20 protein-coding genes and 1 pseudogene are annotated in these 19,189 nt (G+C 35.1%); 5 read left to right on the forward strand and 16 right to left on the reverse strand.

The genetic code is table 11. From position 1 onward, the window contains the following. Position 1: 1 nt before the first annotated feature. The 7 genes from EKL96_RS07945 to rsfS all read right to left on the reverse strand — a co-directional run bounded on the left by EKL96_RS07945 (position 2) and on the right by rsfS (position 5,617). Entirely contained in the window at positions 2 to 772 is a 771-nt protein-coding gene (locus EKL96_RS07945) for a superoxide dismutase (RefSeq protein ID WP_126460546.1), read from the reverse strand. Between the two features lie 7 nt (positions 773 to 779). Continuing rightward, a complete protein-coding gene (locus EKL96_RS07950) occupies positions 780 to 1,049 on the reverse strand; it encodes an acyl-CoA-binding protein (protein ID WP_126460549.1) in 270 nt (89 codons plus the stop codon). Next, positions 1,049 to 1,702, reverse strand: a complete 654-nt coding sequence (locus EKL96_RS07955; protein WP_126460552.1) for a phosphatidylserine decarboxylase family protein — start codon at positions 1,700 to 1,702, stop codon at positions 1,049 to 1,051. The genes EKL96_RS07950 and EKL96_RS07955 overlap by 1 nt, the downstream gene beginning before the upstream one ends. Beyond that, the gene (locus EKL96_RS07960) at positions 1,692 to 2,582 is read right to left on the reverse strand and encodes a phosphatidate cytidylyltransferase (RefSeq protein ID WP_126460555.1); all 891 of its coding nucleotides are present in this window, start codon (positions 2,580 to 2,582) and stop codon (positions 1,692 to 1,694) included. The genes EKL96_RS07955 and EKL96_RS07960 overlap by 11 nt, the downstream gene beginning before the upstream one ends. A gap of 1 nt (position 2,583) precedes the next feature. After that, positions 2,584 to 3,186 carry an LUD domain-containing protein gene (locus tag EKL96_RS07965; protein WP_126460560.1) on the reverse strand — a complete coding sequence of 201 codons (603 nt, stop codon included), beginning with the start codon at positions 3,184 to 3,186 and terminating at the stop codon, positions 2,584 to 2,586. A 114-nt stretch (positions 3,187 to 3,300) separates the two neighbouring features. Further along, on the reverse strand, positions 3,301 to 5,226 hold the full coding sequence (ftsH, locus tag EKL96_RS07970) for an ATP-dependent zinc metalloprotease FtsH (RefSeq protein ID WP_126455818.1): 1,926 nt from the start codon (positions 5,224 to 5,226) through the stop codon (positions 3,301 to 3,303). Between the two features lie 19 nt (positions 5,227 to 5,245). Beyond that, positions 5,246 to 5,617 carry a ribosome silencing factor gene (gene rsfS, locus EKL96_RS07975; protein WP_126455820.1) on the reverse strand — a complete coding sequence of 124 codons (372 nt, stop codon included), beginning with the start codon at positions 5,615 to 5,617 and terminating at the stop codon, positions 5,246 to 5,248. A 75-nt stretch (positions 5,618 to 5,692) separates the two neighbouring features. Between rsfS and EKL96_RS07980 the strand changes: the two genes are divergently transcribed. Further along, positions 5,693 to 6,442: a biotin--[acetyl-CoA-carboxylase] ligase gene (locus tag EKL96_RS07980; RefSeq protein ID WP_126460563.1), complete on the forward strand. Its 750-nt coding sequence runs from the start codon at positions 5,693 to 5,695 to the stop codon at positions 6,440 to 6,442. Between the two features lie 849 nt (positions 6,443 to 7,291). On the opposite strand, the gene EKL96_RS07985 is transcribed toward EKL96_RS07980, so the two are convergent. Next, entirely contained in the window at positions 7,292 to 7,684 is a 393-nt protein-coding gene (locus EKL96_RS07985) for an SRPBCC family protein (protein WP_126460566.1), read from the reverse strand. 33 nt (positions 7,685 to 7,717) lie between these two features. Then, entirely contained in the window at positions 7,718 to 8,359 is a 642-nt protein-coding gene (gene pyrE, locus EKL96_RS07990) for an orotate phosphoribosyltransferase (protein WP_126460569.1), read from the reverse strand. Between the two features lie 7 nt (positions 8,360 to 8,366). Here pyrE and EKL96_RS07995 point away from each other — a divergent pair, with 7 nt between their 5' ends. Continuing rightward, the gene (locus EKL96_RS07995; RefSeq protein ID WP_126460572.1) at positions 8,367 to 8,969 is read left to right on the forward strand and encodes an NUDIX hydrolase; all 603 of its coding nucleotides are present in this window, start codon (positions 8,367 to 8,369) and stop codon (positions 8,967 to 8,969) included. A gap of 155 nt (positions 8,970 to 9,124) precedes the next feature. Here the strand turns inward: EKL96_RS07995 and EKL96_RS08000 are convergent, their stop codons facing one another. Then, positions 9,125 to 10,855 carry a M14 family metallopeptidase gene (locus EKL96_RS08000; protein WP_126460575.1) on the reverse strand — a complete coding sequence of 577 codons (1,731 nt, stop codon included), beginning with the start codon at positions 10,853 to 10,855 and terminating at the stop codon, positions 9,125 to 9,127. 150 nt (positions 10,856 to 11,005) lie between these two features. Between EKL96_RS08000 and EKL96_RS08005 the strand changes: the two genes are divergently transcribed. Then, positions 11,006 to 12,352, forward strand: a complete 1,347-nt coding sequence (locus EKL96_RS08005) for a DEAD/DEAH box helicase (protein WP_126460577.1) — start codon at positions 11,006 to 11,008, stop codon at positions 12,350 to 12,352. Positions 12,353 to 12,571: 219 nt separating this feature from the next. On the opposite strand, the gene EKL96_RS08010 is transcribed toward EKL96_RS08005, so the two are convergent. From EKL96_RS08010 to EKL96_RS08020, 3 genes are all read right to left on the reverse strand, one after another. After that, a complete protein-coding gene (locus EKL96_RS08010) occupies positions 12,572 to 13,150 on the reverse strand; it encodes a PhnA domain-containing protein (protein WP_126460579.1) in 579 nt (192 codons plus the stop codon). 146 nt (positions 13,151 to 13,296) lie between these two features. After that, a complete protein-coding gene (gene coaD / locus EKL96_RS08015) occupies positions 13,297 to 13,752 on the reverse strand; it encodes a pantetheine-phosphate adenylyltransferase (RefSeq protein ID WP_126460581.1) in 456 nt (151 codons plus the stop codon). Between the two features lie 107 nt (positions 13,753 to 13,859). Beyond that, positions 13,860 to 14,828, reverse strand: a complete 969-nt coding sequence (locus EKL96_RS08020) for a D-alanine--D-alanine ligase (protein WP_126460583.1) — start codon at positions 14,826 to 14,828, stop codon at positions 13,860 to 13,862. 119 nt (positions 14,829 to 14,947) lie between these two features. Between EKL96_RS08020 and EKL96_RS08025 the strand changes: the two genes are divergently transcribed. Further along, positions 14,948 to 15,568 (forward strand): PASTA domain-containing protein, encoded by a 621-nt coding sequence (locus EKL96_RS08025; RefSeq protein ID WP_126460585.1) that lies wholly within the window; start codon positions 14,948 to 14,950, stop codon positions 15,566 to 15,568. Next, positions 15,558 to 16,598, forward strand: coding sequence for an RluA family pseudouridine synthase (locus EKL96_RS08030; RefSeq protein ID WP_126460588.1), 1,041 nt, complete (start codon positions 15,558 to 15,560; stop codon positions 16,596 to 16,598). The genes EKL96_RS08025 and EKL96_RS08030 overlap by 11 nt, the downstream gene beginning before the upstream one ends. A gap of 79 nt (positions 16,599 to 16,677) precedes the next feature. Here EKL96_RS08030 and EKL96_RS14685 read toward each other — a convergent pair. From EKL96_RS14685 to EKL96_RS08045, 3 genes and pseudogenes are all read right to left on the reverse strand, one after another. Continuing rightward, positions 16,678 to 16,845: pseudogene (locus EKL96_RS14685) on the reverse strand (transcriptional regulator); the annotation flags it as partial. A gap of 444 nt (positions 16,846 to 17,289) precedes the next feature. After that, positions 17,290 to 18,204 carry a cysteine synthase A gene (gene cysK, locus EKL96_RS08040; RefSeq protein WP_126460591.1) on the reverse strand — a complete coding sequence of 305 codons (915 nt, stop codon included), beginning with the start codon at positions 18,202 to 18,204 and terminating at the stop codon, positions 17,290 to 17,292. Between the two features lie 5 nt (positions 18,205 to 18,209). Then, the gene (locus EKL96_RS08045; protein WP_126460594.1) at positions 18,210 to 19,046 is read right to left on the reverse strand and encodes a serine O-acetyltransferase; all 837 of its coding nucleotides are present in this window, start codon (positions 19,044 to 19,046) and stop codon (positions 18,210 to 18,212) included. Between the last annotated feature and the right edge of the window lie 143 nt (positions 19,047 to 19,189).

Genomic DNA, 19,189 nt, shown 5'->3' on the forward strand with positions numbered 1-19,189 from the left:
ACTATTTTTTTGTTACAGCATCATAATTTTCTTCTATTTTTTTCCAATTAATTACATTAAAAAAAGCATCAATATAATTTTTTCTTCGGTATTGGTAGTCTAAATAATAAGCGTGTTCCCATACATCTAAAGCTAATATTGGAGTTCCGGGAACAACTGCATTACGCATCAAGGGATTATCCTGATTAGGTGTGCTGGTTACTTGTAATTTTCCGGATTTATCTAGAATCAACCATGCCCAACCGGAGCCAAATTGTTTTGTCGCTTCAACTTTGAACGCTGTGGTAAAGTTTTCAAATGAACCAAAATCTCTGGTAATTGCTTCAGCCAATGCATTTGATGGTTGACCTCCTCCTTTTGGCGTCATGCATTTCCAATACAAAGAATGATTGTAAAAACCTCCTGCATTGTTGCGAAGTGTGGGGTCATTTGGATCTAATTTACTTAATACTTCCTCAATTGTCAGATTTTCAAGTGGAGTTCCTAAAATAGCCTTGTTCAAATTGTTAGTGTAAGTCAAATAATGTTTGGAATAATGGATTTCTAAAGTAGTAGCTGATATGTTTGGGGCTAATGCATTGTACCCGTAAGGAAGTTTTTCCAGTTGAAAAGAACCTTCATTAGCCTTTACGTCCTCCGGAATTCCGGTTAATACTTTCTCTTCGGTCGTAGGTAAGGGAACTTCAACGACTTCGGTAAATTTTTTTTTATTACAAGAAATTATGCCAATCAGTAGCAGTATAACTGGAATTAAAAAATATAATTTTTTCATAATAATACTATTTTTTTAACAAAGAATAAATAGTTTCTATGTATTGTTTTTTGGCCTCATCTGAGGTAAGGTGGCTGATTTGCATCCATGCATTGGTTTTAAAAGCATCTCTCAAATGGTAAGTAGAAGTTTGTTTTAGATCTAAAGTTCCAAAAGTAGCTTGTTTGTAAAAGGCATAAAGTCGCAATTGAACATCTTGCGGTAAAGATGCCTGTGTCATCGATGAAGCTATTTTTACAGCTTCCAGAAATTGTAGCTCTAATTCTTTTTCATTCATTATCTTTTGGTAGCAATAATAGTTTTACCTCCAATTGCCTTTTGATTCAATTCAACATTAACTTCTGTTCCTAATGGTAAAAAGAGATCTACTCGTGAGCCAAATTTGATAAAACCGGCATCAGTTCCCTGAATAACCTGCATTCCTTCTTCAGCGTAATTTACGATTCTTCGGGCTAAGGCTCCGGCAATTTGACGGTATAGTACTTCACCAAAGGTTTTATTTTCGATGACAATTGTAGTTCTTTCGTTTTCCTCGCTTGCTTTTGGGTGCCATGCTACTAAAAATTTCCCAGGATGGTATTTGCTGAATTTTACAATTCCGCTCAATCCATAACGGGTGACATGCACATTAATGGGCGACATGAAGATGGATATTTGTAAACGTTTGTCTTTAAAATATTCGCTTTCATACACTTCTTCAATAACCACAACTTTACCGTCTACTGGCGCAAGAATTTGGTTTTCAGTGATGATTACGGTTCTTTTTGGATTTCTGAAAAATTGCAGTATGATGATCAAAAGCAACAGCGCTGCTATTTGTATGGCCATTTTGAGCCAGATGGTGTCTATGAAATTATCAGACAATAAGAGCACAACGGCAGTAAAAATAGTGCCTAATAAAATAGATTGGGTTCCTTCTTTATGAAACATAGTTTAAAATTTGATAAAATAAAAATATAATTGGTGCTACAAATATAACACTATCTAGTCGATCTAGGATGCCTCCGTGACCAGGCATTATTTTTCCGCTGTCTTTGACACCGGCAATTCGTTTGAATTTAGATTCAATTAAGTCTCCTATAGTACCTGCAATTCCAACAATAACAGCTATTGAAGTCCAGATTAGTATGGATCGTTCACTAAATTCAGGGTTGGCTTTTATGTAGTACTTTGAGATCAAATAACCGGCTAAAATAGCAAAAATGATTCCGCCTAAGAACCCTTCAATTGTTTTTTTGGGCGATATTTTTTCAAATAATTTGGTTCGGCCTATTGATTTCCCAACAATATAAGCAAAGGTATCATTAGTCCATATTAAGATGAATAATCCAATTATAATTTTGGGATTATAGTCATTTATTCCAAATGAAATTTTAGTAATAAATACAAAAGGCAATATGATGTAACCTAGTAAATACAAGTATTTTGATGAAGTGCTTATTTTTTGAATGTTATCATAAAATAAGAAAAGGATACATTTTATAGATACAACTAACGCTATAACCAATAAAACAACATCTAGTTGCTGTATGTTTATTGAAATTTCTAAATTAGAATTAAATAGCTGATTGAGGGTATCCGTAGTGATTTTATTATAATGGCTTACTAAAGTAACAGCTGTATACAAGGTTGCACCAAAAAGAACCGGTAAAATTTTATGTATTTGAATTAAATTACAAAATTCATAAATGGCAATAAGTAGAAAAATACCAAAAAGAATAAAAAAGCTTTCAGTAGAGTATAAAATAGAAGCAAGTAATAATAGGATATAAACAGCTCCCGATATACCTCGTTTTAGAGTTTCATTCATCTTACAGATCTTCTAAAAGCAATAAATAAAGATTTTTTGCAGAACTTCCGTATTGCGTGAAGTCTTCTTCTTTGGCTTTTTCGAAATATTTTATAGTAGTAATATTAGTAGGATAGTCCCTTTCATATTTCTTTTTTATAGCGCTAAGTCCATCGCTTTTGGCTTCAAGAATTTGACTTGTATTTGCTAAAATTATAATGTTTGTGGGTAATTCGTTTGGTTTGTCTTGCTTAATTTGTTTTGAAGAAAACAATATAGATCCTTCTTCAGAAATTAAATTTTCACAACTGGCCAGTAAAAATGAAGGATTTTTTGGTTTAGAGAAACTTAATTTATTATCCTCAAGCATACTGAAAAGTTCTGGTTCATAGCATAAAACTTCACTTTCGAACCAGTCATTCTCTTCAAGAATATTTTCAAAGTGTTCTTTTACTTCCTCTGGATTTTCACAGTATAAAAACTTACCTCCATTTTTTTTAAAATTACTGATAAATTTTTCATCTATAGAGATCGTGCTATCAGCATTGGTTTTACTAAATTCACTTTCTTTATCTTCCTCAGAAGCCGGATTAATTGAACCAAAAATTTTTCTAAAAAGACTCATATCGCTGTCAACTGCTTTAATTTATTACTTGAAAACGTTCAAAGATAAAAAAATCTTAATTCAAAAGTAGTTTTTGAATTAAGATTTTAAAAATAATTAAATATTTAGATGTTTCTAAGACACTACTTCTTCAAGATTTTTATCAAATGTTCTTTTTCCGAATATAGCTTCTAAATCATCTTTAAAAATAACTTCTTTTTCGATCAAAATATTTGCGAGCTGATTCAGTTTGTCTTTGTTATCCTCTAAAATCTGAATGGCTCTTTGGTATTGGCCTTCAATTAGTAATGATATTTCTTCATCAATAACTTTAGCCGTTTCTTCAGAATACGGTTTAGATAAATTATATTCGCTTTGTCCAGTTGAATCATAATAGGTAACATTTCCTATTTTTTCATTCAAACCATAAACCGTTACCATGGCACGAGCTTGTTTGGTTACTTTTTCTAAATCACTTAGCGCTCCTGTCGAAATTCTATTGAAAGTTACTTTTTCAGCTGCTCTTCCACCCATAGTAGCGCACATTTCGTCAAGCATTTGGTCAGGACGTACAATTAAGCGTTCTTCCGGCAAATACCAAGCGGCACCTAAGCTTTGTCCTCTAGGAACAATTGTTACTTTTATTAGTGGTGCTGCATGCTCAAGCATCCAACTAACTGTAGCGTGACCTGCTTCATGAATAGCGATTGCTCTTTTTTCATCAGGTGTTACAATTTTATTTTTCTTTTCCAGACCTCCTACAATTCGATCAACTGCATCAAGGAAATCTTGTTTGTCAACTGCTGTTTTGTTATGTCTCGCTGCAATCAAAGCGGCTTCATTGCACACATTAGCAATGTCTGCGCCTGAAAATCCTGGAGTTTGTTTGGCTAAGAAGTCAGTGTCTAGTCCTTCCACTTTTTTCAATGGCTGTAGGTGTACTTTGAATATTTCTGCACGTTCGCGAATATCGGGTAAGTCAACAAAAATTTGTCTATCAAAACGTCCGGCACGCATTAAAGCTTTATCCAGTACATCTGCTCTGTTTGTAGCGGCTAGAACTATTACATTTGAATTTGTTCCAAAACCATCCATCTCTGTCAGTAATTGGTTTAATGTATTTTCACGTTCGTCATTTCCTCCGGACATGTTGCTTTTTCCTCTGGCTCTACCTACGGCATCAATTTCATCAATGAAAATGATTGCAGGAGATTTTTCTTTGGCTTGTTTGAACAAATCACGCACACGTGATGCGCCCACACCTACAAACATTTCTACAAAATCAGAACCGGATAAAGAGAAGAACGGTACTTGAGCTTCACCAGCTACGGCTTTAGCCAATAATGTTTTACCGGTGCCTGGAGGTCCTACGAGTAAAGCTCCTTTTGGTATTTTCCCTCCCAGGTTGGTGTATTTTTCAGGATTTTTCAAAAATTCAACAATTTCTTGAATCTCTTCTTTCGCTCCTTCTAAACCAGCAACATCTTTGAAAGTAGTTTTAATATCTGTTTTTTCGTCAAATAGTTTTGCTTTGGATTTTCCAATATTAAAAATTTGGCCACCACCACCACCGGCTCCACCAGACATTTTTCTCATGATAAAGATCCAAACGGCTATAATAATTATAATTGGCAATAAACTGATTAGGATATCTGACCAATTACTTTTTGCCAAGAAATTAAAATCGTTTAATTTACCTTTGGCAACTGCTTCTTCCAGCTTTTTTTGAAATATTTGATCATTACCAATGTTAAAAACGTAATGTGGTCCTTTATTAGGTCTGTCAAAAACATCTTTCGAAACTTTTTTGTGTGCTGCATCTTTCATTGCTGCCGCATTCAGAAAAACTTCAGCTTCGGTTTTGTTGTTTACAACAACTTTATCGATCTGACCTTTCTCTAAGTAGTCGTTAAACTTAGACGAGGTTAATTGTCCGGGTTCATTAAGACTGGAGCCATTAGTTATAAAACTTATAAATAAGAAAATTAATAATATTGCAGCGTAAATTAGCCAAGGGCTTACTTTAAACTTATTCGGATTTGGATTATTTTCTTTAGCCATTACTACGGATTATGTGTCTTTAGTATTTGTTTTCTATAGTTGTTATTTTAGCATCGCCCCATAAACTTTCGATGTTGTAGTACTCTCTAATATGTTTTTGAAATACATGAACCACTATATTCACATAATCCATTAATACCCATTCTGCATTATCAGTTCCCTCAACATGCCAAGGCTTGTCTTTTAATTCTTTTGAAACTGTTTTTTGGATAGAGTTGACTATTGCATTTACCTGCGTGTTTGAATTTCCATTACAGATTACAAAATAGTCGCAAACTGCAGTGTCTATTTCTCTTAAATCAAGGATAGTGATATCATTCCCTTTTACTTCTTCTATCCCTTTAATGATGTTCGCTAATAGAACGTCATTATTTATAGTCTTTTTCGCCATGAATTATTTTTAATATAAGTTTGTAAAGTTACCATTTTTTGTGATTATTTTTGAACCTTAACACAATATTAAATTATGTTTCACAAAAAAACGTATAGTAAGGTAATCAAACTCGATGCCATAGATTCTACAAACGAATTCCTTAAAGGGTTATCGAACAAACAAGAGCTCGAAAACTTTACTGTTGTTACCGCTGAGAGTCAAACAAAAGGAAAAGGACAAATGGGAGCTGTTTGGGTTTCTGAACCAAGTAAAAACTTAATAATGAGTATTTTGGTCAAGGATTTTTTAGCAGATATTTGTCAGATTTTCAACTTAAATATTTTGGTTTCACTTGCTGTAATTGAGGTTTTAGAATCGCTTAGGATTCCTGATCTTAGTATCAAATGGCCTAACGACATTATGTCATACAATAAAAAAATAGGTGGCATTTTGATAGAGAATAGCATCAAAAGCGACGGAACAATTGTTTCTATTGTAGGTTTGGGACTCAATGTAAATCAAACTAATTTCGAAAATTTAGCAAAAGCTTCTTCTTTGGCCGTGATTTGTGCAACTAAATTTGATAAAGAAGCACTTCTTTCTTCTATTGTTACATCCTTAGAAAAAAATAGAGCATTATGGAATCAGCAATCCAGTACTTCTTGGAACAAATACACAAACACATTATACAAAAAAGGTATTCCCATGGCCTTTTCAGCTCATAATAACGGTAACTTTATGGGAATTATTCAGGGCGTTTCGGTATCTGGGAAACTTCTGGTTCTTCTGGAAGATGATCGTGTCGTTGAATTTGACATCAAAGAAATTCAAATGTTGTATTAAATGGGTAATTTTAGTTTCAATTAATTACTGAAGCGTTCCTTTAGATTTCCTTTTTTATAGGAATGAATGTAGGAAAGAGATGAGTTACTTTTTTTATCGAAAGAAAATAAAAAATATTTCTCCAGGGCATTGCCGACATGAATACCGACAAAATTTTTATGAACCGTGGTAAAAATGTCAAAAACTTTATAAATTCTCAGTCCAATTGCAAACAGAACAAGCATGTTCAAATTATAGGAGGATAACACGTTATCAATCATAATCTGATTTGTAAAAACGGCAATTTGTGCGGTTGCTGCAAAGTGAAACTGCAAAAATATAAATGTACCATAGGTTTTTTATACTCTCCAATTGATAGAATAATGGACAATACAAACTGCTGGTTTCCTTTTGTAGATAACCTTATTAGATTTATTCTTTTTTTCCTCCTCTTCTACAACGAGAATCAAAAGGTAATTGTTTTTTTCCTTTTTCAAATTCTAAGATCTGAAAATTGTAATCCTTTTTCTTCTAATGAAATATACTGCTCGATATATTTTCAAGAAATATTTTCCGGTAAATATTTTAAATGGTTTTAATTGCGCTAATGACTCAATCGTTACTCTTTAATTGGGGTCAGTAATTGGCATGGCAGTTGGTTTTTGTCTTTGGTTAACGATAATATGAATTTAAAACATACAAATAACGTTATGATAATCAGTAGTTTATATATGTTAATATTAATATTTTCCGCCCATAACAAACTAAAAAAACTTGATAAAATGACAATTTCTTATTAAAAAAAAAGTCTCTTAGTGTATACTGAAAGACTTTTAAAATATTATTATATTGTTACTACTTAAACAGTTTTTACAATTTATTCATATTGGCTGCTAAAGTTTCTATAAATTTTCCAATTGGTCCTTTTATCATCATGGCCATCATAGGGTTAAATTCTCCTTCAAAATCAAGTTTTACAGCACTGGATTGCTCTGTTATAGCCTCAATATTTGCTATAAGAGTAAATGGAAGTTTGTCACTTGCAGCTCCCAAAACAATTTTTACAGGCGCTACTTTTTCTTTCATTTTAAGTTTGATTTCGGGCATGCCTTTTAATCCAAAAATAAATGCATCATCACCAATAACCTCAAATTTAGCAATGTTTTCAGGCATTAGTTTTTCAAAATTTTTTACATCGCTTAATAAACCAAATAATTCTTGAGCGGATTTGGGTACAGTAACTTTTGGACTTTCTAAGTTCATGTTTTGTAGGATTTTGTTTTTATTTTTTTAAACTTAAATGTTCCAGGTAGACGGATTTACATTCCATTCTCTTAAAGTTTGTTCTTCTTCTTCAGTAATGTATCTTTTGGCTACAGCCAAATTCAATAAATTTTGATAATTGCTTAAAGTGTATAAATCCACATGTGCGCTCTTGAAATTAGTTTCAGCTACATCAAAACCATACGTAAATATCGCGGCCATGCCCTTGACATTGGCTCCTGCTTCGCGCAACGCTTCCACAGCAAGTAAACTACTGTTTCCGGTACTGATCAAATCTTCCACCACTATTACATTTTGCCCTTTTTGTAAAAAACCTTCGACTTGATTTAGTCTCCCGTGTTTTTTAGGTTCCGGACGCACATATACAAACGGGACTCCTAAACTTTCAGCAACCAGCATACCAATTCCTATTGCTCCAGTGGCTACACCAGCAATAACATCTGGTTTACCAAATTGTTTCTGAATATTCTTAGAAAATTCATCCCGGACATAATTTCGTACCGCTGGAAATGAGAGGATTAATCGGTTGTCACAATAAATAGGCGATTTCCATCCAGAAGCCCATGTAAAAGGATTTCTTGGATTCAATTTAATTGCATTTATTTGCAAAAGAAATTCGGCTGTTTTTTCGGCTGTATCTTTATTAAAAATCATAGTACAAATGTATAAAGTTTTTGTTAACGACAAACCACTTTTTTTAACAAATCATATCTCCAAGGAGACCGATTTTCAATTATTTTTGCTAGAAAGCATTGATATAGAGCAACTTATAGTAAAAATCTTTCAAAATAAAATTAATAAAGCCTATTTATACCATCCGGATGAAAGCTTGATTATGAAGACTTTGAAAGCAAAAATCCCGGTTACTAAAGCAGGAGGTGGCTTGGTGTACAATAAAAAAGGAGAAGTCTTATTCATTTTTAGAAACGGAAAATGGGATTTACCCAAAGGAGGAATCGAAAAAGGAGAGGAAATTGGGGATACTGCTATGCGAGAAGTAGAGGAGGAAACCGGAGTAAATGGCTTGACAATTTCCCATAAACTTCAAAAAACGTATCATGTTTTTAGACGTAACGGCAAGTACAAACTAAAAATTACACATTGGTTCGAAATGCAATCTGATTTTGAAGGAACACCTCATGGACAATTAGAAGAAGGAATTGATAAAGTAGCCTGGATGAATCCGGAGCAAATTAAGGAAGCTTTGAAAAATTCCTATGAAAATATAAAATTATTATTTGAAGAAGAAAAGCACTTGAGATAGTACTTCATTTTGTCAAAAGATAAGCTGATTGAACAGTTTTGAACTGATTTTTAAATTGGCATAGTAAGTTAAACACTAATTTCACTAATTTCCACGAATTAATCTGTGGGAATTCGTGAAATTTGTGTGTAATAAACATTTTAACGAGCGTTTTTTTATTTTAAAACACGATACACAGGATAGCGTAAATGTGCCTTTTCATAATAAACGGAATGTTTGTAGATCCAGTCCAGTTGCGCTTCCGGATTATTGATAAAGGTAACGTCACTTTGTTTTTTTAAATCAAATTCGGCTTTTAATTTTGGATTATCTTTCAAAATTTGTGTTGCAGAATCTTCAAAAACATAATCGGAATACCCTTCTTTTTGTTGTAGCAGCGTGTCGAAAAAATTCCAATTGAAAAAAGAATCGACGGCCTCTGGTTCCAATGTTTCCAATAGGTATTTGATTCCCTTTTGTTGTGTAGGAATAACGTAATCCCCTTTGGCGAAAGCCACTTTCTCCATTTTAGCGGTTACCGAAGTGTTTCGGTGTAAATAATGACCTTCGTATGCGGAACTTGCCGTTTTGAAATCCGCAATCCTGTAGCTTTCAACTTCAATTATTGTGTCCTTTTTTAATTGGCGATAGGAGATCGTATTGCTCTTTAATAATTCAATTACAGGCCAAAATCCTCTCGGAATTATATACGCTTCTGGTATTATTATCTCTTTTACCGATTTAAATTCCTTATTGTACGGAATATCTTTTTTGTACGGTTTTGTTTGGTCATAAAACAAACGGTTTCCGGAGGTGACGTCGCTTTTTTTGTAACTGGCTTCATAGCCTAAAAACGAAAAAGGAATCGTTTTTGTACTGTCAATTTCCCATTTTATCGTGTACGATTGTTGTGGTTTATACTGCTCTTCATTTTTTAATCGCAGTTGTTTGATTTTTTTGTAATTAGCATCTGTAAAATCAATTGCGGAACGCATGTATTCGTAAGTTACTTTCACCCGATCCACATAATTTTTTAGCATGTGCGTTTCTACCACAAACCCAATGGTGTTGAACAATGAAGTATAACCGGTTGCAAATCGTGGACTCTCAAAAAACTGACCAAAACCTTTGTCTGGTGTGTCCTGAAAAGCATTGACATAAGGCGTAGTTTCGATATTCTTTTTTTGTAAATCTTCGACCAAAGCAGGCATCATTTCAGTATTTAAAAAATTCCCTAAAATAGTTCCTAGTTTATTATGTTGGGTCATAATATACGTCAGTTTGTATTGGTAATCCGCGCCATTGCTGACGTGATTGTCAATAAAAACATCTGCATTTACTTTATGGAATATTTCTACAAAGCTTTTCGTGTTACGGGTGTCTGATTTGATAAAATCTCGATTCAAATCGTAGTTTCTGGCATTGCCACGAAAACCATAGATTTCAGGTCCGTCCTGATTGGCTCTTGAAGTGGAGTTTCTGTTTAAAGCGCCGCCAATATTGTACACCGGAATACAAACGATAATGGTGTTTTTTGGCACTTTTATTTTGCCTAACGCTAAATCTCTAAACAGTTGCATGGAAGCGTCAATTCCGTCCGGTTCCCCCGCGTGAATTCCGTTATTAAGCAGAATTACCGCTTTGTTTTTTTGGATGGTTCCAAAGTCAAATTGCTGTTCCGGATTAAAAATAACCATGTGCAAAGGCTCACCACTATCCGTTAAACCCATTTTTTGAATTTCGATAGTAGGGAAATCATCCGCCAGAAGTTTGAAGTACGCAATTGTTTCTTGGTAAGATGCCGATTGATTTCCATTACCTTTTTCGAAAAAAGTATCGTATTTATTGTTTTTTTGTGCAAAAGCACTGATGGAGAATAGTAAAAAAAGGAATGTGAAAAGTCTCATTTTTCGGTTTTTTAAATGGAATATCAAATGTAGCTTTTTTTAGACAGCTGTAGATATGAATGTAAGAAAAGGAAATACCCGATTGAAAAAGAATGAAAATACAAAATTCATAACTGAGAATTAAAAATTACCTTTGTCCAAATAAAAAAAATGAATAAGAAACACCATTCCAATAATATACTTTCGAATTTAGGCATCGAAAGCCTGAACAAAATGCAGGAAGTAGCACAAGATGCAATCTTGAATGATAATAATATTTTATTACTTTCGCCAACAGGTTCCGGAAAAACTTTGGCTTTTTTGTTGCCGATTTTAGAAATGTTACAACCCGAAATTCAATCGGTTCAATGTTTAATTTTGGTTCCTTCACGCGAATTAGGATTGCAGATTGAGCAGGTTTGGAAAAAAATGGGAACCGATTATAAAGTAAATGTGTGCTATGGCGGACACTCCATCGATACCGAAATTAAAAACTTAAGTAATCCTCCAGCAGTTTTAATAGGAACTCCGGGAAGAATCGCGGATCATATCGACAGAGGCACTTTCCGTGTGGATAAAATTCAAACCTTGATTTTGGATGAGTTTGATAAATCGTTGCAATTGGGTTTCCATGAACAAATGTCTTTTATAATTGGAAAATTAACGAAACTCAATAAACGCGTTTTGGTTTCGGCCACTTCCGATATTGAAATTCCACGATATACAAGAGTCGTAAACCCGACTATTTTGGACTTTATTCCAGAAAACGTGGCCGAAACGAATCTTTCGATGAAAATGGTCGTTTCGAAAGAAAAAGATAAAATAGGAAGTTTATTCAACTTGATTTGTTCGTTGAAATCACAATCGGCAATTGTTTTTTGTAATCATCGTGATGCTGCAGAGCGCATCAGCGATACGTTGAACGAAAAAGGAATTTATGCCACGTATTATCATGGCGGAATGGATCAGGACGAAAGAGAACGCGCCTTAATCCAGTTTAGAAACGGAAGTGTAAGTTATCTAATCACAACTGACTTGGCTGCTCGTGGACTCGATATCCCTGAAATGAATCATGTTATTCATTATCATTTGCCATCTAAAGAAGACGAATTTACCCATAGAAACGGGCGTACAGCACGTATGCTAGCTTCTGGTACGGCGTATATTATTGCTCATGAAAGTGAGAAAAAAATGGATTACATCGATTACGGAATGGAAGCTTTGAAAGTGGAGAATTCCACTTCATTGCCAAAACCACCTGAATTTCAAACGATTTACATCAGTGGTGGAAAGAAAAATAAATTGAATAAAATTGATATCGTAGGTTTCTTTTCCCAAAAAGGGAAATTAGAAAAAGACGATTTAGGATTAATTGAAGTGAAAGATTTTATCTCATTTGCAGCGGTGAAATTCAATAAAGTGAAAGATTTACTTCACGCCATCAAAGACGAAAAAATGAAAGGCAAGAAATTCAAAATCGAAGTCGCTCGAAAAGTGATTAAGAAAGAAGAGGAGTAGTTTTTTAGTGTTCAGTTTTGAAAAGTGTTCAGTGTTCAGTCCTGAAGCTTCTGGGTTAGTTATCCGTAAAATAATTGACAATAAAAAAATCGTTAAAGGTAAATTAAATTTACTGTTAACGATTTTTTGCTTTAATGAAGTATCTGATTACACTTATTTCTGACCACTGAATTTTTTTATCAACTCAGGTACTGATCATTAAAAACTGTCAACTGACCATTATATTTTCTTAACGTATTGTGTAATAATGACAATAGTCTGGCCGTCTACTTTACCCTCAATATATTCGGCATTTTCATGATCCAGTCTGATGTTACGCACTGCAGTTCCTTGTTTAGCTACCATGCTTGAACCTTTTACTTTCAAATCTTTGATTAAAACTACTGAATCTCCAATTTCAAGAATCACGCCGTTGCTGTCACGGTGAATGACTTTGTTCTCCTCTTCTTCGCCTTCACCTGTTGCTTGTGCCCAAGCCAAAGTATCTTCGTCTAAATACATTTGGTCTAATAATTCTTGAGGCCATCCAGAACCACGCAAACGGCTTAACATTCTCCACGCGACAACTTGTACGGCAGTATGTTCACTCCACATGCTATCATTTAGACATCTCCAATGATTTAAATCTACGGTATCCGGATTTTCAATTTGGTCAATACAGGTGCTACAAGCCATGATGTTTTCCTCAATCCCTCCTTTTTTGGTAGGCAATACCTGGTACACTTTCAGGTTCTCAGTTGCGCCACAAAGTTCACATTTTGACCCGCTGCGTTTGCTTAATTCTCTTTCTATACTCATGTTTAACGGCTTTTATTTTTGGCAAAATTACGGATTATTGCCTCGTTTTACAAGTTATATTGGGACTGTTTATTTGTCAAGTCGAGCGCAGTCGAGACCTATCCATTAGTATCGACTGCGCTCGACTTGACAAAATCGCTTTAAAATTATTTTACTCGGACTGCATCGGGAACAAGCATTTCATATTGCCCGTTGTTGCGAATTACATCTCGTACAATACTGGAGCTGATGTACGACGTTTTTGCAGCGGTCAATAAAAACACAGTTTCAATTTTTGATAACCGACGATTCGTGTGCGCAATTGCTTTTTCAAATTCGAAATCAGCAGGATTGCGCAAACCGCGAAGGATAAAATTAGCGTTTATTTTGTGGCACAGATCAATCGTCAAACCTTCATAGGTAATCACGGAAACTTTTGGTTCGTTTTTGAAGGTTTCCTCAATGAATTGTTTTCTTTCTTTGAGGGAAAACATATATTTTTTTTCGGCATTGATACCAATGGCAATAACGATTTCATCAAATAAGGAAATGCTTCTTTTGATGATGTCTTCATGTCCTAAAGTGATGGGGTCAAATGAACCTGGAAATATTGCTTTTCTCATTTATTTTTTCTGTTTTGTCATTCTGACAGCGGAGGAATGACATTATTTGAATGTATTCCTTTGTTTAAATGACACGTTTGTTTAGTATTTAAGAATTAAGTGATTTATTACAAAGCCAGTTCTATCGCATTTGTAAACAAATCTTCCAATGAAATTCCGGCGGCTTTGGCTTGTTGCGGAATCAAACTTTCCGTTGTTAATCCCGGAATGGTGTTCATTTCCAACATGTGTGGCTCTCCGTTTACCAATATAAATTCGCTTCGGGAAAAACCTTTCATTTTCAGGACTTCATATGCACGTTTAGCAATTTCACTCACTTTTTGAGTCATTTCATCCGAGATTCTCGCTGGAGTGATTTCCTGTGATTTACCCAAATATTTGGCTTCATAATCGAAGAAATCATTGTCTGAAACAATTTCAGTTATTGGTAATACGGTTACTTTTCCTTTATAATTGATTACTCCTACAGAAACTTCGGTGCCATCCAAGAAGCTTTCTATGATAATTTCGTTGTCTTCTTTGTAAGCAACTTCTATTGCAATGGGCAATTCGGCAGCAGTTTTTACTTTGGAAATGCCAAAACTAGAACCGGCTTTGTTGGGTTTTACAAAACAGGGCAAACCTACTTTAGCTACAATTTCGTCCGTATTGATACGGTCACCTTTGTTTAAGTAATAGGAAGTGGCTGTTTTTATGCCGTATGGTTTTAAAACTGATAATAAATCGCGTTTGTTGAACGTTAATGCTGCTTGGTAATAATCGCAGGAAGTTTGCGGAATATGCAATAATTCAAAATAGGCCTGCATTAATCCGTCTTCGCCTGGTGTTCCATGGATGGCGTTGAACACACAGTCAAAAGTGATTTTTTTACCATCAACAGTTACTGAAAAATCATTTTTATCGATAGTGAATTCGGCATCATCAGCATCAACATAAACCCATTTTTCTTTGAAAATATGGATTCGGAATCCGTTGTATTTTGTTTTGTCCAGAAATTGATATACGACGTTTCCGCTGATAAGAGAGATTTTATACTCGCTGGAATATCCGCCCATGATGATGGCAATGTTTTTCATTATATACGTTTAATCGGTTAAACGTTTAATCGATTGACCGACTAAACGAATTCTAAACAAAATTATCATTTTTTTTGAAACGAAATAGCTTTATCTTTGCCAGATATAAAAATAAATTTATGAGTTTACGTAAGTATCTTACCAGCCGTGTTTTCTTTGTTCAAATACTAATTGCACTTGCCATTATTGTCGCTTTGGGCTATTTATTTATGCATTGGTTGACTTTTACAACAGATCATGGACATGAAATTACCGTGCCGGATTTGCGTAAGTTGACAGAAGAACAAGTCGAGGAAAAACTGAATGAGCTGGATTTAGATTATGTACTTTTAGACAGCGTAGATTATAGAAGTGATTTTCCGCAATTTAGTGTAGTTAAGCAAGATCCAACGCCCGGTACGAAAGTAAAAGTAGGACGAAAAATATATATTAAAATAAATACTTCGGGATTTTCATCGGTTCGTATTCCGGATTTAGTCAATAAAACGTATCGCGAAGCAGTACCTACATTGAAAGCTTTAGGACTTGAAGAAGGAGAAATTACCTACGTTCCCAATCTTGGAAAAGACATGGTGCTGGAAATGCGTTTCAAAGGCAGAAACCTGAAAGCAGGGGACAGAGTCTTAAAATCCTCCAAAATCGACTTGGTTTTAGGAGACGGAAAAATGAGTTATGAAGAGACCAGTGCTGCAGATACACTGGCAACACCAATAGAAGAAATACCAGTTGATGAACAATAATAGTGATACAATAGATTTAGAAGACGAGTTATTTGAACATTTTAGATTTGAAGTTCCTAAAGGACAAACGTCTTTGCGGATTGATAAATATTTGATGAGTTTGATTCAAAATGCAACTCGCAATAAAATACAAATTGCGGCGACCGATGGCAATATTTTTGTAAACGATGCCACCGTAAAGTCGAATTACAAGGTAAAAGCCCATGATGTAGTTCGGGTGATGCTTACGCATCCTCCTTATGAAAACCATATTATTCCGGAGAATATTCCGCTTGATATTGTGTATGAAGACGATACTTTGTTATTGATCAACAAATTGCCAGGAATGGTAGTGCATCCCGGTCATGGGAATTACACCGGAACTTTAGTACATGCTTTGGCGTATCATTTTGATAATTTGCCAATGAACAGCAGCGAACGTCCCGGATTAGTGCATCGAATTGACAAAGACACTTCTGGTTTATTAGTGATTGCTAAAACCGAAGCGGCTATGACACATCTTGCCAAGCAATTTGAAGCTAAAACTTCCGAAAGAGAGTATGTGGCTTTGGTTTGGGGAAATGTAGTCGAAGAACAAGGAACGATTGAAGGAAACTTGGCACGTCACCTTAAAGACCGCATGCAGATGGCGGTTTTTGCTGATCCGGAAATAGGGAAGCCAGCCGTGACGCATTACAAAGTGTTGGAGCGTTTTGGTTATGTTACTTTAATTTCATGCCAACTGGAAACCGGGAGAACGCACCAAATTCGGGCACACTTGAAGCACATAGGACATCCTTTATTTAATGATGAGCGGTATGGCGGTCATTTGATTTTAAAAGGTACTACGTTTACAAAATACAAACAGTTTATTGACAACTGTTTCAAAGCATTGCCAAGACAGGCTTTGCATGCTAAAACATTGGGTTTTGTTCATCCTACAACCGGTGAGATGCTGCGTTTTGATACGGAACTTCCGCAGGATTTGCAGGACTGCATCGAGAAATGGAGAGGCTATTCAAAGTCACATAGTACGGAGGAAGAGGAATAAAACAGGAAAAGCCCCAGAGATTGGGGCTTTTTTTGTTTCTAGTCTGAAAGTCTGGACTTAGAGTAATTGTATAAGTTAATTACAAATTCTTTTTTTTAATTGTCATATTAAAATTGATATTTGCTTTTAAGGCGCTAAACACTTTAAATATTGTTTCAATCGTTTGGCTATTGGTATTGCTTTCAAGTATAGAAATCTTTGCTTTTGAGACACTAGTAAGTTTCCCCAATTCTTCTTGAATTAAGTTTTGTTTTTGTCTGGTATTTTAATCATCCGTCCTAAATATCCGTACGAAGTTGATATTTATGTTTTTCTCTTTCTTCCGTTTAATGTTTTCTGATATATTTATCTTTTATTTTTTGGTTGTCAGGGCATTACCTTTTTTGGTCTATCTTCAAAATATTTTGCTGGCTCTTGCTATTTCGTTTCTGGGAACTTTTTCTGTTTTTTACAAATTCGTAGGTTGCAAAAACTTACGTATTTTTATTGTCTGCTTTATCCCAAAAGCCAACTAAGTAAGTCGGAAGTTTAAACGGCATAAAGTCAAAAGGAGCATTATGCTAAACATTATTTTAAGATCAATCTGTTTGGACAATAGTTTTGCAACAAAGACACGCCCATAAAAATGAAAAGCCTAAAAAAAATCGACTTGTTTTCACAAATCGGTTTGTATTTTAATGAAGATTTTTGTTTATACAAATAAGCCTTCGATGCTTAAATAATGTTCGCCAGTGTCGTAACAAAAGGTTAATATTTTAGCATTTTCTGGGATTTCTGGTAGTTTTTTTGCTACCGCTGCCAGAGATGCTCCAGAGGATATTCCTATGAACATGCCTTCTTCTTTTGCGGCTCTTTGGGTATAGGCAAATGCATCGTCTTTGCTTACTTGGATGGTTCCGTCCAGTAAATCAGTACGCAAGTTGGTAGGTATGAATCCTGCTCCAATTCCCTGAATAGGGTGGGGAGCCGGTGCGCCACCGCTGATAACGGGAGAAGCTTCAGGTTCAACTGCATATACTTTCAGGTTTGGGAAATGTTTTTTCAATATTTCGGCACAACCCGTGATGTGCCCTCCGGTTCCTACGCCGGTGATCAAATAATCCAGACCGTCAGGGAATGCTTTTATAATTTCCTGTGCCGTGGCTGTTTTATGAATTTCGATGTTGGCGGGATTTTCAAACTGAAGTGGTGACCAGGCATTAGGTATTTCGGTAACTAATTCCTGTGCTTTTTCCAGCGCGCCTTTCATCCCTTTTTCACGGGGCGTCAAGACAAATTCGGCACCATAAAGGCTCATGAGTCGGCGTCTTTCTATGGACATTGATTCAGGCATTACCAGTATTAATTTATAGCCTTTTACGGCCGCAACCATCGCGAGTCCAATTCCTGTATTTCCGGAAGTGGCTTCAATGATAGTACCTCCGGCTTTTAATAATCCTTTGGTTTCGGCATCTTCAATCATGGCAAGAGCGATCCTGTCCTTGATACTGGCACCGGGATTGGCACGTTCTAATTTGATCCATACATTGTGATTGGCACCATATAAACGATTGATTCTTACATGTGGGGTGTTGCCTATTGTTTCGAGTATGTTATTGTATTTCATAATATTTATATAGAGAAAAAATTAATATCTTTTATTTCCTGCTGATTCAGAACCGTATTTTTATTGGATTGCATAACAAAGGAATACGGATTCATACTCTTGGTGATAAACGTGTTTCCGCCTACAATACTGTGGTTTCCTATGATGGTGCTACCGCCCAAAATAGTGGCATTTGCATAAATAATTACATGATCTTCTACGGTAGGATGGCGTTTTTTTTCCTGCATATTTTTCTCTACTTGCAATGCTCCCAAAGTGACTCCTTGATAAATGCTTACGTGTTTCCCTATGATTGTAGTCTCGCCAATGACAATTCCGGTACCGTGATCAATCATGAATGGAACATCAATTGTGGCACTGGGGTGAATGTCGATTCCGGTTTTGCTATGAGCATATTCGGTTAGAATTCGCGGCAGCAGACACGAGGTACGAGAAGCAATAGCGTTAGCAATACGGTAAACTTCTATAGCAAAAAAACCGGGATAGGAATTGATAATTTCCTGAATGCAATCAGCAGCGGGATCCGTATCCAGAATAGCTTGTGCATCTTTTTGCATCGAATCATAAAGTTTTGGAAGCGCGCGATAAAAAGATTCGGCATCATCTAGAATTTCATTGGACGTTTTGTCTTTTACAATTTTCGATAGGATAGCAATAAAACAGGCTTTGTTTTGGTCCAAAAGCAATTCAATTTGGATCGTTTCTAAAGCTTTCTCCGGAAATAATATTTTGAACAAATCATCAATCCAATTGATGATTTTAGAGGAATCTATGGCTCTTACCCAATTTTTATTTTGGTTTTCATGCAGAGTATTCGAAAAACGGTTGGTTTCAGTATTCATTTATAATGGAATAAAATCAGAATTAAACGAGTAAAAATCCTCGAAATACAAATATAAAGCAGAATTGAATAGATTCATAACCCTGCTTTGTAAATAAATGTTAATATGTTAAATTCCCACAAAATAAGCGTTTGGTGTTGGAA

The organism is Flavobacterium sp. LS1R10 (assembly GCF_003968825.1).
In the GTDB taxonomy this organism is placed as follows: domain Bacteria; phylum Bacteroidota; class Bacteroidia; order Flavobacteriales; family Flavobacteriaceae; genus Flavobacterium.